This is a genomic window from Burkholderia cepacia ATCC 25416 (genome assembly GCF_001411495.1).
Lineage (GTDB): Bacteria > Pseudomonadota > Gammaproteobacteria > Burkholderiales > Burkholderiaceae > Burkholderia > Burkholderia cepacia.
The window spans coordinates 1,735,748-1,750,731 of the sequence record NZ_CP012981.1 but is presented as its reverse complement, the minus strand read 5'-3'; the positions used below and the strand labels follow the sequence as shown (position 1 = coordinate 1,750,731).

The 14,984-nt window shown below is 70.0% G+C and carries 14 protein-coding genes; 5 read left to right on the top strand and 9 right to left on the bottom strand.

The features are described from left to right. Positions 1-22: 22 nt before the first annotated feature. The 3 genes from APZ15_RS07935 to APZ15_RS07925 are packed head-to-tail and all read left to right on the top strand — an operon-like array spanning position 23 to position 3,736. Entirely contained in the window at positions 23-1,057 is a 1,035-nt protein-coding gene (locus APZ15_RS07935) for an iron ABC transporter substrate-binding protein (protein ID WP_027788217.1), read from the top strand. A 2-nt stretch (positions 1,058-1,059) separates the two neighbouring features. Next, positions 1,060-2,658, top strand: a complete 1,599-nt coding sequence (locus tag APZ15_RS07930; protein WP_027788218.1) for an ABC transporter permease — start codon at positions 1,060-1,062, stop codon at positions 2,656-2,658. A 28-nt stretch (positions 2,659-2,686) separates the two neighbouring features. After that, positions 2,687-3,736 (top strand): ABC transporter ATP-binding protein, encoded by a 1,050-nt coding sequence (locus APZ15_RS07925; RefSeq protein ID WP_027788219.1) that lies wholly within the window; start codon positions 2,687-2,689, stop codon positions 3,734-3,736. Between the two features lie 201 nt (positions 3,737-3,937). On the opposite strand, the gene APZ15_RS07920 is transcribed toward APZ15_RS07925, so the two are convergent. The 9 genes from APZ15_RS07920 to APZ15_RS07880 all read right to left on the bottom strand — a co-directional run bounded on the left by APZ15_RS07920 (position 3,938) and on the right by APZ15_RS07880 (position 12,639). Then, on the bottom strand, positions 3,938-4,453 hold the full coding sequence (locus APZ15_RS07920) for an SRPBCC family protein (protein WP_027788220.1): 516 nt from the start codon (positions 4,451-4,453) through the stop codon (positions 3,938-3,940). A gap of 44 nt (positions 4,454-4,497) precedes the next feature. Further along, complete coding sequence (locus APZ15_RS07915; protein WP_027788221.1) at positions 4,498-5,130, bottom strand: LolA family protein; 633 nt, start codon at positions 5,128-5,130, stop codon at positions 4,498-4,500. After that, positions 5,127-5,546, bottom strand: a complete 420-nt coding sequence (locus tag APZ15_RS07910) for a cupredoxin domain-containing protein (RefSeq protein ID WP_088611360.1) — start codon at positions 5,544-5,546, stop codon at positions 5,127-5,129. Before APZ15_RS07910 ends, APZ15_RS07915 begins: the two co-directional genes overlap by 4 nt. A 40-nt stretch (positions 5,547-5,586) precedes the next feature. Next, positions 5,587-6,372, bottom strand: a complete 786-nt coding sequence (locus tag APZ15_RS07905) for an anti-sigma factor family protein (RefSeq protein ID WP_027788223.1) — start codon at positions 6,370-6,372, stop codon at positions 5,587-5,589. Beyond that, positions 6,369-6,884: a sigma-70 family RNA polymerase sigma factor gene (locus APZ15_RS07900; RefSeq protein WP_027788224.1), complete on the bottom strand. Its 516-nt coding sequence runs from the start codon at positions 6,882-6,884 to the stop codon at positions 6,369-6,371. Before APZ15_RS07900 ends, APZ15_RS07905 begins: the two co-directional genes overlap by 4 nt. Positions 6,885-6,911: 27 nt before the next feature. Then, positions 6,912-7,271, bottom strand: coding sequence for a COG4315 family predicted lipoprotein (locus APZ15_RS07895; protein ID WP_027788225.1), 360 nt, complete (start codon positions 7,269-7,271; stop codon positions 6,912-6,914). Between the two features lie 286 nt (positions 7,272-7,557). Then, positions 7,558-10,050, bottom strand: a complete 2,493-nt coding sequence (locus APZ15_RS07890) for a beta strand repeat-containing protein (RefSeq protein ID WP_057056453.1) — start codon at positions 10,048-10,050, stop codon at positions 7,558-7,560. A 497-nt stretch (positions 10,051-10,547) separates the two neighbouring features. After that, on the bottom strand, positions 10,548-11,792 hold the full coding sequence (locus APZ15_RS07885) for an NAD(P)/FAD-dependent oxidoreductase (protein WP_027788227.1): 1,245 nt from the start codon (positions 11,790-11,792) through the stop codon (positions 10,548-10,550). A 67-nt stretch (positions 11,793-11,859) separates the two neighbouring features. Then, on the bottom strand, positions 11,860-12,639 hold the full coding sequence (locus tag APZ15_RS07880; protein WP_027788228.1) for an ABC transporter substrate-binding protein: 780 nt from the start codon (positions 12,637-12,639) through the stop codon (positions 11,860-11,862). A 378-nt stretch (positions 12,640-13,017) separates the two neighbouring features. Between APZ15_RS07880 and APZ15_RS07875 the strand changes: the two genes are divergently transcribed. Together APZ15_RS07875 and APZ15_RS07870 are read left to right on the top strand one after the other, a co-directional pair. Continuing rightward, the gene (locus APZ15_RS07875) at positions 13,018-13,980 is read left to right on the top strand and encodes an ornithine cyclodeaminase family protein (RefSeq protein ID WP_027788229.1); all 963 of its coding nucleotides are present in this window, start codon (positions 13,018-13,020) and stop codon (positions 13,978-13,980) included. Continuing rightward, positions 13,977-14,771 (top strand): helix-turn-helix transcriptional regulator, encoded by a 795-nt coding sequence (locus tag APZ15_RS07870; RefSeq protein WP_027788230.1) that lies wholly within the window; start codon positions 13,977-13,979, stop codon positions 14,769-14,771. Before APZ15_RS07875 ends, APZ15_RS07870 begins: the two co-directional genes overlap by 4 nt. Positions 14,772-14,984 lie beyond the last annotated feature (213 nt).

Sequence of the window (14,984 nt, the reverse complement as noted above, 5' to 3'; positions counted from 1 at the left end):
GATGCAACCTGCTGAAAACGACATGATCACTTCACCCGTTAGCCGCCCGCTGCGGCACCTGATTTCCGCGACGGCCGCCGCGCTGATGCTGACCGGCGCACTGCACGCCACCGGCACGCATGCCGCGACGCTCACGCTGTACAACGCGCAACACGAGCAAGTCGTGAACCAGCTCGTCAAGGACTTCGAAGCGCAGAGCGGCATCACCGTGAAGGTGCGCTCGGGCGAGGGCCCCGCGCTCGCCGCGCAGATCGTCGCGGAAGGCGACCGCACGCCGGCCGACGTGTACTTCACCGAAAACTCGCCGGAGCTCGTGCTGCTCGACCGCAAGGGCCTGTTCGCGAAGACCGACGGCGCCACGCTGCAATCGGTGCCCGCGCGCTTCAACCCGGCCGACGGCAACTGGGTCGGCGTGCTCGCGCGCGAGAACGTGCTCGTCTACAACACCGCGAAAATCCAGCCGCAGCAGCTGCCCGCGTCGCTGCTCGATCTCGCGAAGCCCGAATGGAAGGGCAAGGTCGGCGTCGCGCCGAGCGACGCGGACTTCCTGCCGCTCGTGAGCGCGGTGCTCGCGCTGCACGGCGAGGCCGCGACGCTGCAATGGCTGAAGGGCCTGAAGGCCAACGCGCAGATCTTCGACGACGACGAAGGCGTGACGGCGGCCGTCAACCGCGGCGGCGTGCTGACCGGCATCGTCAACAACTACTACTGGGACCGCCTGCACGCCGAACTCGGCGACAAGTCGACGCGCAGCGCGATCCACCACTTCGGCCACGGCGACGTCGGCGGTGCCGTCAACGTGTCCGGCGCCGCGGTGCTGAAAGCGTCGAAGCACCAGCCGGAAGCGCAGAAGTTCGTCGCGTATCTCGTCAGCGAGCGTGCGCAGAAGCTGATGGCGGGCGGCCATGTCAGCTTCGAGTATCCGCTGCATCCGGGCGTCGCCCCCGATCCGATCCTGAAACCGTTCAACGAACTGAGCCCGCCGGCGCTGACGTTCGAACAGCTCGGCGACGACAGCCAGGCCGGCAAGCTGCTGCGTCAGGCCGGCCTCCTCTGAGCATGAGCGACGCCGTGTCCCGCACGGCGCGCACCGCGCGCGACGGCGAGCGCACCGCGACCCGGCGGCGCCCGTCGCGCGCGCTCGTCGCCGCGGCCGCGTGCGGGCCGCTCGCGATCCTGTTGCCGCTCGGCTTCACGCTGTACCGCGCGGCCACCTTCGGCGTCGACGATGCGATCGAGCTGCTGTGGCGCCCGCTCGTCGGCGAGTTGCTCGTCAACACGCTGTCGATCACGCTCGCCGCGACCCTCGCATGCACGCTGCTCGGCACGGCGCTCGCGTGGTTCATCGAGCGCACCGACCTGCCGGCCCGGCCGCTGTGGACCGCGCTGGCGGCCGCGCCGCTCGCGGTGCCGCCGTTCATCACGAGCTATGCGTGGGTGTCGCTGAGCCTCGACCTGCAGGATTTCCTCGGCGCGCTGATCGTGCTGACCTCCGCGTATTTCCCGCTCGTCTACCTGCCGGTGGCCGCCGCGCTGCGCGAGCTCGACCCCGCGCTGGAGGAAAGCGCGCGCACGCTCGGCTGCTCGCCGTGGCATACCTTCTTCCGCGTCGTGCTGCCGCAGTTGCGCCCCGCGCTGTGCGGCGGGATGCTGCTCGTCGCGCTCGGCGTGCTGTCCGAGTTCGGCGCATTCCAGTTGCTGCGCTTTCGCACGTTCACGACCGAGATCTATGCGGAATACCGCACCGCGTTCGACGGCGGCGGCGCATCGCTGCTCGGCTGCGTGCTGATCGCGCTGTGCCTGCTGTGCCTCGCGATCGAGGCGCGCGCACGCGGCCATGCGCGCTACGGTCATACGCACCGCGCCGCACGCCGCGTCGCGATGCGTTATCCGCTCGGCAACCTGCGCGGCCCCGTCACCGTCGCGTTCGCCGCGCTCGCCGCCGCGACGCTCGGCGTGCCGCTCGCGATGATCGGCTACTGGCTCACGCAACAGGGCGCGGCCGCCGTCACGCCGGCCGACGTGTCGCCCGAGCTGCTGTGGCAGGCCACGCTCGCGTCGTCCGGCTACGGCCTGACGGCGGCGGCCGTCACGACGCTGCTCGCGCTGCCGCTCGCGTTCCTGCTGGTCCGTTATCCGGGCCGCGTCGCCACCGTCCTCGAGCGCACGGCGATGACCGTGCAGGGCGTGCCGGGCATCGTCGTCGCGCTGGCGATCGTGTCGATCACGGTGCGGCTGCTGCAGCCGCTCTACCAGAGCGCACCGGCGCTCGTCGCCGCGTACGCGATCCTGTTCCTGCCGCTCGCGGTCGTCAGCGTGCGCGCCGCGCTGTCGCACGTGCAGGTCCGGCTCGAGGAAACCGCGCGCTCGCTCGGCCTCGGCTGGCGCGCGACGCTCACGCGCATCGTGCTGCCGCTCGCGGCACCGGGCCTCGGCGCGGCCGCGACGATGGTGTTCATCTCGGTCGTGACGGAACTCAACGCGACGCTGCTGCTGTCGCCCATCGGCACGCGCACGCTCGCGACGCAGGTGTGGAGCGATACGGCGACGCTCGCGTTCGCCGCCGCGGCGCCCTATGCGGCGCTGCTCGTCGCGCTGTCGCTCGGCGCATCGGGACTGCTGTTCCTGCTGCTCGGCCGCGCGTCGGTGCGCGATTGAGCGCCGCCCTTTTTCCCCGGAACCGCCCATGAGCGAACTACGCATCCACGGCCTGTCCAAATCGTTCGGATCGCATACCGTCCTGCACGACATCGACCTCACGGTGCGGCGCGGTTCGCGCCTCGCGCTGCTCGGCCCGTCCGGCAGCGGCAAGACGACCCTGCTGCGCGTGCTGTGCGGCTTCGAGCGCGCCGAGCGCGGCACCGTCGAAATCGACGGGCGCCGCGTGGCCGCACCCGACCTGCACCTGCCGCCCGAGGCGCGCCGGATCGGCTACGTGCCGCAGGAAGGCGCGCTGTTTCCGCATCTGTCGGTGGCCGACAACATCGCGTTCGGGCTGCCGCGCGCGGCGCGGCGGCGCCATCATCGCGTCGACGAACTGCTCGAGATGGTCGGGCTGCCCGCATCGTATGCGAGCCGCGCGCCGCAGCAACTGTCGGGCGGCCAGCAGCAGCGCGTCGCGCTCGCCCGCGCGCTCGCGCCGGAGCCGTCGCTCGTGATCCTCGACGAACCGTTCTCCGCGCTCGACACGTCGCTGCGCCACGAAACGCGCAGCGCGGTCGCGGATGCGCTCGCCGCGGCGGGCGCGACATCGGTGCTCGTCACGCACGACCAGCCCGAGGCGATGACGCTCGGCGACGAAGTGGCGGTGATGTGGCACGGCCGCCTCGTACAAACGGCTGCGCCCCAGACGCTGTACCGGCAGCCGGTCACGCGCGACGTCGCGTCGTTCGTCGGGCAGGCCGTGCTGCTCGCCGGCCGCGTGCGCAGCATGCGCATCGCCTGCGCGCTCGGCGAACTGCCGCTCGTCGCGCCGCTGCCCGACGGGCCGGCCGACGCGATGCTGCGCCCCGAGCAGATCGGCATCGTGCCGGTCACGCAGGCCGATGCCGCGCGCGGCCATACGGCGCGCGTCGAAGCCGCGCGGTTCGCGGGCCAGGATGCCGACGTGGTCGTGCGCCTCGATGCCGATCCTGACGTGCTCGTGCGCGCACGCGTGCCGGGACACCGGTGTCCGGCCGTGGGCGAACGTGTCGCCCTGGTGGTGGATGGCGCGGTGATGGCGTACGCGCGCTGAGCGGTTGGCGGTTGGCGGTTGGCGGTTGGCGGTTGGCGTTTGGCGTTTGGCGTTTGGCGTTTGGCGTTTGGCGTTTGGCGTTTGGCGTTTGGCGTTTGGCGTTTGGCGTTTGGCGTTTGGCGTTTGGCGTTTGGCGTTTGGCGTTTGGCGTTTGGCGTTCGGCGTTCGGCGTTCGGCGCTTTTACACACGTTCACGCGCATTCAGGCATCGGCGCAACCCGCATCCGGCAACGGCCGGAAAGTCCGGCCGTCCGTCTCGACGGCCGCGCCCAGCAGCCACGCGAGCCCCTTCGCGCCTTCGCGCATCACGACGTCGTGATTCCATCGGAACAGCGGCCGACCCAGCGGCTCCAGCCGGTTCATCCAGCGCACGTGCGTGCGGATATGCCAGTCGTAGCGCACGATCGTGCGTGCGCCGTCGGCGGCGAACGACCAGCATCCGTCGCCCTCGATCGCGCCGCTCGCGCGGCCTTCGAGCGCATGACGCGGCTCGACGCGTCGCACGCGCATGTCGAAGGTCAGCCGGTACGGCAGCGCGCCCTTCCACGTGTACCGGTGCAGCGCGCCGACGCCGCGCACGTCGCCCGGCTCGATCTCGACGGTGCGTACGGCGCCCTTCCACCAGTCGGGCCAGCGGTCGACCTGGTAGATCGCATCCCACACCGCCGCGAGCGGCGCGTCCACGCGCCAGGTCGTCGAGAACCGGTATTCCGCCATGCAGCCTCCGGCATGCCCGTCAGGGGCATGAGTCAGCGCACCGCTCAGGGCGCGAAGAAGCGTTCGGGAAACGCGACGTCGATCTCGACGTCGTCGAGCGTCACGGTTTCGAGCGGCACGTCGCCATCGTCCGCGAAGCTGACGACCTTCAGCGGAAAGCCGTCCTCCGTATCCAGCCACAGCCGGTAGCGATGCACGCCGTCGACCGCATGCGCGGGCGCGCCCGTAACCGACACGCGCAGCGCGGTCCGGCCGCCGACGGCCTCCTCGCCTTCGGTCACCGTCGAGCCGCCCTCCTGCAGCGCATGAACGTTGCGCAACAGTTCGCCGACGTCGGACCGGTCGACCCGGTGGCCGCTGCGGTCGCGCACGAGCGGATTGGACGGCGACAGCGTCAGCGCGGGCGGCGCATGCGCGCCGAACGGGCGCAGCCGCACCTTGCCGTCGCCGGGATCGTACGCGAGCACCGCGCCGTGATGCGGCGACACGAAATCCATCCGGACGAAGCCCGGTTTCAGGTATGCGTAGCGGAATTCCGTATGTTCGCCGCTGCGCGCGGACGAGCGGATCGTCGCGCGGTACGAGCGGACGTGGTCGAAATGCGCCTGCGCGACGGTCACGGGGTCGGCGGTCATGCTCGCTCCTATCAGGCTCGCGGCCAGCAACGCGGCGATCACGGCGCCGCCTCGACATCGAGCACGCCTTCCATCCCGCGCTCGCGATGGCTGCTGAAAAACAGCAGCCGATGCGTGCAATAGTAGGCGAACCGGCCCGGCTGCGCCGGCGTGAAGCGAAACGTCTTCGGCGTCGTGCCGAGTGCCGTGTGCACCGCGATGCCGGCCTGCGGCGCATCGATTTCGAAGCTGTGCGGCACCAGGCCGGGCTCGGCCGACACGGTCAGCTCGACCGGCACGTGCGCCCGCACGATCACGTGGTTCGGTCGGAAGAAATAGCTGCCGCCGACGATCGCGACCCGCTGCACGCCGTCGGCGTCGACGGGCACGCGCACGGGTACGTCGCCCTCCGCCCGGGCAAGCGCGGTGCCCGCGGCGAGTGCCGCCAGCAACGGGATCAGCACGAGCCCCTTCGTCATCGTCATCTTCATCTCGTGCTCCGTACCGGCGCCGCGCGCATCACCCCTTCCACGCGTCGGTCTGGCCGCCGAGCGCACCGCACGCTTCGATCGCGAGTTCGCGCAGGCGCCGTTCATCGCCCTGGCCGGACAACGCGTAGCCCATCCCGCGATCCGACCAGAAATACGTGTAGCGGTCGCCGGCCGACATCGCCCGCGGCGCGACGCGCCGTGCGTCGTAGGCCGTCATGTACAGCGTCACGCGCTCGCCGTCCGCGCGCTGGTACATGAGTTGCGCGGCCGGCCCCGCGTCGCCCGGGAGCAGCCGGCCGCCGAGCAGCGCGTAGCCGTATTCGTCGAGCGACGGCGCGCGCACGGGCCGCCCGAGACGCGCGGACAGCCACCCGGCGAGGCGTTCCGGGTCGCCCGCTCCGACTTCGACCGGATGTTCGCGATCGGCCACGTACGTCGCGTACGCGACATCCGCGCGCGCGGCGAACGCCGGTTCGCTGTCGAGCGCGACCCAGCCCGCGTGCAGCGCGATGCCGATCAGCAGCCCGGCCGCGAGCCCCGCGAGCGCATGGGCGATCCCGCGCCGACGCGGCGCGCGGCGCTGCACGAACAGCGCGGGCGCGGCACCCGGCAGCGGAAACAGCGCCTGCAGTGCGTCGCGCTGCGCCCGATAATGCGCGAATCGTTCGGCCTCCTCCGGATCGGCCTGCACCCGCTCGAGCATCTCGTTTCGCTCGCGCCCGGACAGCTCGCCGTCCAGCAACGCGGACAGCAGTTGCGCCGACGCATCGTCGTCCCGCTCGTCGTTCGAAGGTTTGCGCGGTTCGTCCATCATGTCTTCCCGATCACCCGTAACGCGGGCGTGCCGTGCGCCGACGGCTCGTCCGACAGCATCGCGCGCATCTGCCCGCGCGCCCGTGCGAGGCGCGACATCACCGTTCCCACCGGGACCCCGAGCACCTGTGCGGCGTCGCGATAACTCAACTCTTCGAGCGCGACCAGCAGCAACACCTCGCGCTGCTCGACCGGCAGCCGGTACAGCGCGCGCTGCACGTCGCGCAGCACCAGCCCGCCGATCTCGCCGGCCGGCGCGGCCATCGTTTGCCACGGCGCCGTCGCATCGTCGACCGCGATCTCGTGCCGCGCGCGCAACTGGTCGATGAAGCGGTGCCGCAGCAGCGTCAGCAGCCACGCGCGCAGGTTGCCGCCATCGCGCGGCGGGCGGTTCAGCGCACGCTCGAGCGTGTCCTGCACGAGATCGTCCGCCCAGGCGCGGTCGCCCGTCAGCGCGCGCGCATAGCGCGTGAGATGCGGCAGCCATACCAGCAGATCCGATTCATAGCTCATCAGGATGCCTCGCGCACCGCCATGCGGTCACGGGCGCGCAACGTGCCACATGCCGCCGATCCCGTCGCCGCCCGCGTCGCCGGGCTTGCGATCCTGCTTCCAGCGATACAGCGGGCGCCCGCGATACGCCCATTGCTTGCGGCCGTCGTCGCGCGCGACGAGACTCAGTGCACCCACGGCCTTGTCGTACGCGTCGGCGAGCGCGGGCGGCCAGTTGGCCGCGCACGCGCTGTCGCACGCGCTCTTGCCGGGCGCGTCGCGATCGAACACGTACAGCGTCATGCGATCTTCGTCGACCAGTTTGCCGTCGCCGGCACGGGGCGGTTCCGCGGCGGCCGGCCGCACGATAGCCGCCGTCAGCGCGGCGGCAACGAGTATCCGTTTCATGTCCTTTCTCCTTGGCACGGCATCGCGACACGGCGGCACCGGCCGGGACGATCGGCTTCGTCGCGACCATTATCCCGCCGGCCGGTGCTGCCGGGATTCGGTATGTAAACGGACGAAGGAGGCCGATTATTCCGCGTCGGCCGACGAACGCCGGCCGCGGCCGTTCATACGACGAAAGAAAGCGCGCCCCAAAAAGGACAACGCGGCATGACATCCCTGTCATGCCGCGTTGCGCGACCCGTTGCGCACGGCGGCCGATCTCGCGCCGCCGTGCGTGTCCGGCCGTTTACCTCGGCAGTGCGCCCGTCAGCGACTGGAGCAGCGACGACACCGGTGCGAGCGGGTTGCCCGGCGCGCTGTTGCCCGAATGCGGCGTGACCGACAGGCCCGGCGCGGAGCCGAGCGCCGTGCCCACCGTCGTGCCGACCGCGTTGACGACCGTCGCCGTCGCGTTGCCGCCCGTCGTCAGCAGCGAGCCAACCGCCCCCGCCGTGCCGCCGGCCGCGTTCGCGCCCGAGCCAAGCAGGCTGCCGCCCGCCGCTGCCGTCGAACCGGCCGCGCCCGACAGCGCGCCGGCCGCCTGCCCGAGGGCCACCGGACCGTTCGCGAGTGCGCCCGTCACCGAACCGAGCGCACCGGTCAGTGCGCCGGCCGGGTTGCTGCCGCCCGTCAGGCCGCTCACGAGGTTCGTGATCGGTGCGATCGGGTTGTTGCCCGCCGCGCCGGACAACGTGCCGACGACCTGGTTCACGACGCCTTGCACCGGCGCCAGCGGGTTCGACCCGCCGAGGTTGCCGAGCGTGCCGACCACCTGGTTCACGACGCCCTGCACCGGCGCCAGCGGGTTCGTGCCGCCGAGGTTGCCGAGTGCGCCCACGACGGAGCCGACCGCGTTACCCAGTGCGTTCGTGGCCGTGCCGACCGCATTGCTGTTGCCCAGCGTGCCGACGACCCGGTTCACGACACCCTGCACCGGGGCCAGCGGATTCGAGCCACCGAGGTTGCCGAGACTGCCGAGTGCGCCCGTCACCGAGCCGAGTGCACCGGTCAGCGCACCAGCCGCGTTGCCGCCCGTCGGCAGCGCGTTCTGCAGGCCGTTGACGAGGTTCGTGATCGGCGCGATCGGGCTGCCGCCACCGGCGCCGGACAGCGTGCCGACGACCTGGTTCACGACGCCTTGCACCGGCGCCAGCGGATTCGAGTCGCCGAGCGTGCCCGCGAGCTGCGTGACGACACCTTGCACCGGCGCCAGCGGGCTGCCCGCGCCGCCGACGTTGCCGAGCGTGCCCGTGATCGTGTTGACCGCGTTGCTGAGCGTGCCGGCCGGGTTGCCGCTGCCGAGCGTACCGGTAACCTGGTCGACGACGTTCTGGATCGGGGCCAGCGGGTTCGAACCGCCGCCGATGCCGCCCAGTGCGCCCGTCACTGTGCCGAGTGCGCCGGTCAGCGCGCCTGCCGGGTTGCCGCTGCCGAGCGCGCCCGTGACCTGGTTCACGACACCTTGCACCGGGGCCAGCGGGTTCGAGCCGCCACCGATGCCGCCCAGTGCGCCCGTCACCGTACCGAGTGCGCCGGTCAGTGCGCCTGCCGGGTTGCCGCTGCCGAGCGCACCCGTTGCGGTACCGAGTGCGTTGCTTAGCGTCCCGGTCGCCGTGTTCAGTGCGCCGGTCAGCGCACCCGCGGGATTGCCGCCGCCGATAGCGCCCAATGCGCCGAGCGCCCCCGTCACGTTGCCGATTGCACCGGTTACCGTGCCGGCCGGATTGCCAGCACCGAGCTCACCCGCCACGGTACCGAGCGCACCCGTCAATGCGCTGGCTGGGTTGCCGTTATTGAGCGCAGTCGTGACTTGATTGACGACGCCTTGAACCGCCCCCAGCGGGTACGAGCCGCCGCCGATACTGCCCAGTGCGCCCGTCACCGTGCCGAGTGCGCCGGTCAGCGCACCAGCCGGGTTGCCACCGCCGAGTGCGCCCGTTACTTGATTGACGACGCCTTGAACCGGCGCCAGCGGATTGGACCCGCCGCCGACGTTGCCCAGCGCGCCCGTCACCGTGCCGAGTGCCCCCGTCAACGCACCAGCGGGATTGCCACCGCCGAGCGCGCCCGTTACTTGATTGACGACACCTTGAACCGGCGCCAGCGGATTCGACCCGCCGCCGACGTTGCCGAGCGCACCGGTCACCGTACCGAGTGCACCCGTCAATGCACCAGCCGGGTTGCCACCGCCAAGCGCGCCCGTTACTTGATTGACGACACCTTGAACCGGCGCCAGCGGATTCGCGCCGCCACCGACGTTGCCGAGCGCACCGGTCACCGTGCCGAGTGCCCCCGTCAACGCACCAGCCGGGTTGCCACCGCCGAGTGCACCCGTCACTTGATTGACGACACCTTGAACCGGCGCCAGCGGATTCGCGCCACCACCGACATTGCCCAGCGCCCCCGTCGCCGTATTCAGCGCACCGGTCAACGCGCCGGCCGGGTTGCCGCCGCTCAGCGCACCCGTCACCGCCCCCACGGCGCCCGACAGTGCCTGGCCGGGGTCGCCAAGGGACGTCTGGATCGCGCCTGCCCCGCCCGCCGCCACGGTGACCGAACCCAGCGGCGACGTCCCCGTCGCGACCAGCCCGACCGAGACGCTGTTCGTCGGCGGGTTGACGATCACTTGCGGGATCGGCAGCCCATCAAGGGGCCCCGCCACCGCGGAACCCGAAGCCAGCACCCCGAACACCGTCGCGACCGACAGCGCTGCACCCGTCAATTTCAGATTTTGTCCCATCTTTGTTTTTCCCCATCTCGGTTGGCACAACGTTGATAAAGCATGGGGACGGATTGCACGAAGTGTGCCAATTCGAAAAACCGGATTGATTCGTCTGTCTATTAGCGATCAATAACGCTTTTTTAATCGATTTCAGACGAAAAGCATGACCCCGGCATCGCAATCATCTGATGAAAAAGGGCGTCGGAGCACGGATGTAACGTAACGTTTGCGAGCCCCGTGGTAACGTGTTCCGGTACATTCCGCGTAACACCGGAGCGCGCCGCCAGGGTGGTGCATCAGACCGTCACGAGCAGCTGCCGATTACACATTTCAGCAAAATGAAAATGCATTGATAAATCGCCGATTTGCTGATTTTCTTTATTTGGCGATCATCTTTCTTGCCGATTACGCAGATCATTTCCGATTGCGCGATTTCCGGTAATCCGGATAGCAGAATGAAACATTGTAAAGGCCGCGTCGCAACCGGCGCGCGCGAGGCTGCGCGCGCCGCCGGATCAGCCGAAGCGTGCGGGCCGGTACGGATGGGGATCGATATAGGTCGGCGCGCCCGTCATCATTTCGGCGAGCAGGCGCCCGGTCGCGGGGCCGAGCGTGAGCCCGTGGTGACAATGGCCGAACGCGAACCACAGGTGGCGATGGCGCGGCGCGGGCCCGATCACCGGGCGCATGTCGGGCGTGCACGGCCGCATCCCGAGCCACGGCTCGGGATCGAGCCGCTCGCCGATGCCGAACGCGTCGCGCGCCAGCGGCTCCGCACGCGCGAGCTGCACGCCGGTTGGCGGTGCGCCGCGCAGCGCGATCTCGACGCCGGTCGTGAGCCGCAGGCGGCCGCCTTCCATCGGCGCGACGACGAAACCTTCCTCGGTATCACACACCGGCACGTTCAACGGCGCGCGCGTCGGCCGGTAGTGCATGTGGTAGCCGCGCTTCGCGCGCAGCGGAATCCGGTAGCCGAGCGGCGCGAACACGTGATCGGACCACGGCCCGAGCGCAACCACCGCCGAGCGCGCCGAGATCGGCCCGTGTTCGGTACCGACCTGCCAGCCGTCCTCCACCTGCGCGAGCGTCTTGGCATCGCCGAGCACGAACGTGCCGCCGTCGCGCTCGAACAACCGGGCGTAGGCCTTGGTCAGCCCGCCCGGGCTCGACACGGTCTTTGGGTCCTGCCAGTGGAATGCGCCGCAGAACGCGTCGCTGACGCCGGGCTCCGCCGCGCGCAACGCACGTGCGTCGAGCACCGTCATCCGCAGCCCGTGCGCGTCGGCCACGCGCTGCTGCACGCGCGTTTCCGCATCGAACAGCGCGGGCGAACGGAACGCCTCGATCCACCCGCCGTCGTGCACGAGCGGCTGCGCATCGGTACGCGCGAGCAGCGCGTCGTGCTCGACGACGCTCGCCGCGACGAGCGGCAGCAGGTCGCGCGCGGCGGCCGCGAGCCGCTGCGGCGACGATTCGCGCCAGAAGCGCGCAAGCCAGCCCGCATACGCGGGCAGCGCGCGGTAGTCCCAGTAGAGATCGACCGAGCGGTTGCGCGCATAGCGCAGCAAAGTACCGAGCCGGCGCGGAAACGCGTACGGCACGACCGACGAGCGTTCGATCAGCCCCGCATTGCCGTGGCTCGTTTCCTCGCCGGGCGCACGCCGGTCGACGAGCGCGACGCGCAACCCGCGATCCTGCAGATGCAGCGCCGACGACACGCCGACGATGCCGGCCCCCAGAACGATGACGTCGAAATCCATGGTTCCCCGTACTGCGTCGAGATTCGATGCGGCACGCACCGGCCCGGCGGCCGGCGCGCGGCGGTCATTACTTCGCGACGATGTCGCGCTTGAAGTACTTCTGCGACAGCGCGCCGAGCGTGCCGTCCTTCTTCAGCGCGTCGAGCGCGCCGACGATCTTCGCCTGCAGCGCCTTGTCGTTCTTGCGCATCCCGAAGCCCGTGCCTTCGCCGAGCGTCGCCGGATCCTTCAGCGGCTCGCCGACGATCTGGTAGTCGCGGCCGGCCGGCTTGTCGAGGAAACCGTCCTGCGCGGTCTGCGCTTCCTGCACGGCCGCGTCGAGACGACCCGCGACGAGATCGGCGTAGATCTGGTCCTGATCCTGGTACGACACGACGGCCACGCCCGCGTTGGCCCAGTGCGCCTTCAGGAAATCCTCCTGCGACGAGCCCTGCAGCACGCCGACGTGCTTGCCGCGCAGGCTCGCGACGTCGGGCCGCAGCGGCGAGCCGTGCTTCGCGACCATCACGATCGGCACCACGTAGATCGCCGGCGTGAAGTCGATGCTCTGCTTGCGCTTCGCGGTGATGTTCATCGCCGAATTGATCGCATCGAACTTGCGCGCCTGCAGCGCCGGAATCAGGCCGTCGAACGAATTCTCGACCCACACGCACTTCATGTTCAGCTTCGCGCACACCGCGTTGCCGATGTCGACGTCGAAACCCTGCAGCTGACCGGCCGGCGTCTTGCTCTCGAACGGCGGATAGGCGGCTTCGATCCCGAAGCGCAACGTGGTCTGTTCCGCGTGGGCCGTGACGGCCGCGCAGGCGAGCGCCGCAGCGGCGCAGAGGGAGAGCTTCCAGTTCATGACGGTCCTTCCGTTCTGGATTGAGGCGATGAAGATCGGTACACGACGGCCGCGGCCGGGCGCCGGATCGGCATTCGAAGCAGGCGGTCGCCACGCGGCGGCGGGTCGTGTCCTGCACGCGAAATATAGACTCAAAGTCTACGATAGACTATAGGGGATACGAAAATCGTGCCCCGATACGCGTCATCTGAAATTCGCCCGACATCGAAAACACCCTTGATTTATCGATGTTTTTCCCGAATCTCGCGATGACACACAGTCTCGAAAAGAAAAATTCTCCCGATTTCGTTTGTCTATATTAGACTTTTCGTCCATCACGAACACTGCCGGACACGTCGATCGAGACAGTCCAGTCCGGCCCCGACCGGAGATGTCCCCATGACGCAAACCGCCCCGACCCTGCCGCTGACCGTCGACGAAGCCGCGGTGCGCGCGGCCCTGCCGTCGCTCGACGTGCTCGGCACGCTGCGCAGCATGTTCGCGTCGCTCGCCGCGACGCGCGCGGTGCAGCCGCCGCAAACGCTCACACTGTTTCCCGAGCAGGCCGGCGACTTCATCACGTATCTGGGCGCGCTCGCCGATGCGCAGGTGTTCGGCGCGAAGCTGTCGCCGTATGTCGTGACGGGCGGCAAGCCCATCGTCACCGCGTGGACCGCGCTGATGTCGATGCGCACGGGCCAGCCGCTGATGTGGTGCGACGCGGGCCTGCTGACGGTCGAGCGCACGGCCGGCACGACCGCGCTCGCGGTCGATTGTCTCGCGCCGGGCAACGCGCGCCATCTCGCGATCGTCGGCGCGGGCGCGGTCGGCCTCGCGCACCTGCGGCACACCGCGGGATTGCGCGACTGGGAGACGATCCGCGTGTACTCGCCCGCGCTCGCCGGCGACGCGTCGCAGCAGGCGGCGCTTGCGCAGCTCGACCCGCGCGCACGCGCCGCGGCGAGCGTCGAAGCCTGCGTGCGCGACGCGGACGTCGTGATGCTGTGCACGTCGTCGGGCACGCCCGTGCTCGGCGACGGGATGCTCACGCGCCCCGCGCTCGTCACGTCGATCAGCACGAACGTCGCGCGCGCGCACGAGATCCCGCCCGCCTGGCTGCCCGACATGGACGTGTACTGCGACTACCGGCACACGACGCCCGCGAGCGCCGGCGAAATGCAGATCGCGACGGCCGAGCACGGCTGGGAAGCCGCGCGGATCGCCGGCGACCTGCCCGCGCTCGTCGCCGGCACCTGTCCGGCACCGTCGTACGCGCGTCACGCATTCTTCCGCTCGATCGGCCTCGGGCTCGAGGACATCGCGATCGCGCACGCGCTGTACGCGCACCTGACGCGCGCATGAGCGGCACGCGAGCGCGGGGCCGATACAATGGCGCAACCGCCGCGGCGGCCGCGCGCGGGCGCACGGGCATGCCGGCCACCGGCACGCCGCCTCGCCGGCCCGATGGGCCGCCCGGCCCCCGCCCACCCGAGATGGCGACACCGATGCGCAAGAAGAAATCCCCCGTCAAAGACCTGCTGCTCACCCGTTATGCGCCGATCGCCGACGGTATCGCCGCGCTGTTCTTCCCGTACGCGGAAGTCGTGATCCACGATCTGCACGACCAGACCGTGCTGTATCTCGCGAACAACCTGTCGAAGCGCGAGGTCGGCGACGATTCCGCGCTGGAGGAAATCGATCATTCCGCACGCGAGCGCGTGATCGGCCCGTACGAGAAGCTGAACTGGGACGGCCGGCGGATGCGCTGCGTGAGCAACGTGCTGTTCGACGACGAAGGCCACCCGGCCGGGATGATGTGCATCAACTTCAACATCGCGGTGTTCGACGAGGTGCGCGCGACGCTCGACCTGTTCATCAAGGGTGCGGGCGTGGTCGCGCAGCCGGACGAGCTGTTCCGCGACGACTGGCAGGAGCGCATCAACACGTTCCTGCACGGCTGGCTGCGCGAGCGGCAGGTCGGGCTGAACGGGCTCACGCGCGAGCACCGGCGCGAGCTCGTCGAAGCGCTGTACGCGGAGGGCGCGTTCCGCGGCAAGAGCGCGGCGAACTACGTCGCGAATGTGCTCGGGATGGGCCGCGCGACGGTCTACAAACACCTCAAGCACCTGAAGGAAACGCAGGGCGACGCGTAAGGGAAACGCGGCGGGCTGGTTCGCCGGAACGACGAAACGCCTGTTCGTCGGAACGCGCGGCGGCGGCCCGTATCGGCCATCGCTATCGGTGCGCCGCTTCCGTGTCTATGCTTCGTGATGCGGCGGGCGCCCGTTTCACGCGCCCGCCCGGCCTGGACGAAGCGTCGAAGCACAAAGTGATATAGTCCCGGTTACATTTTTTTGCTGCCCGGA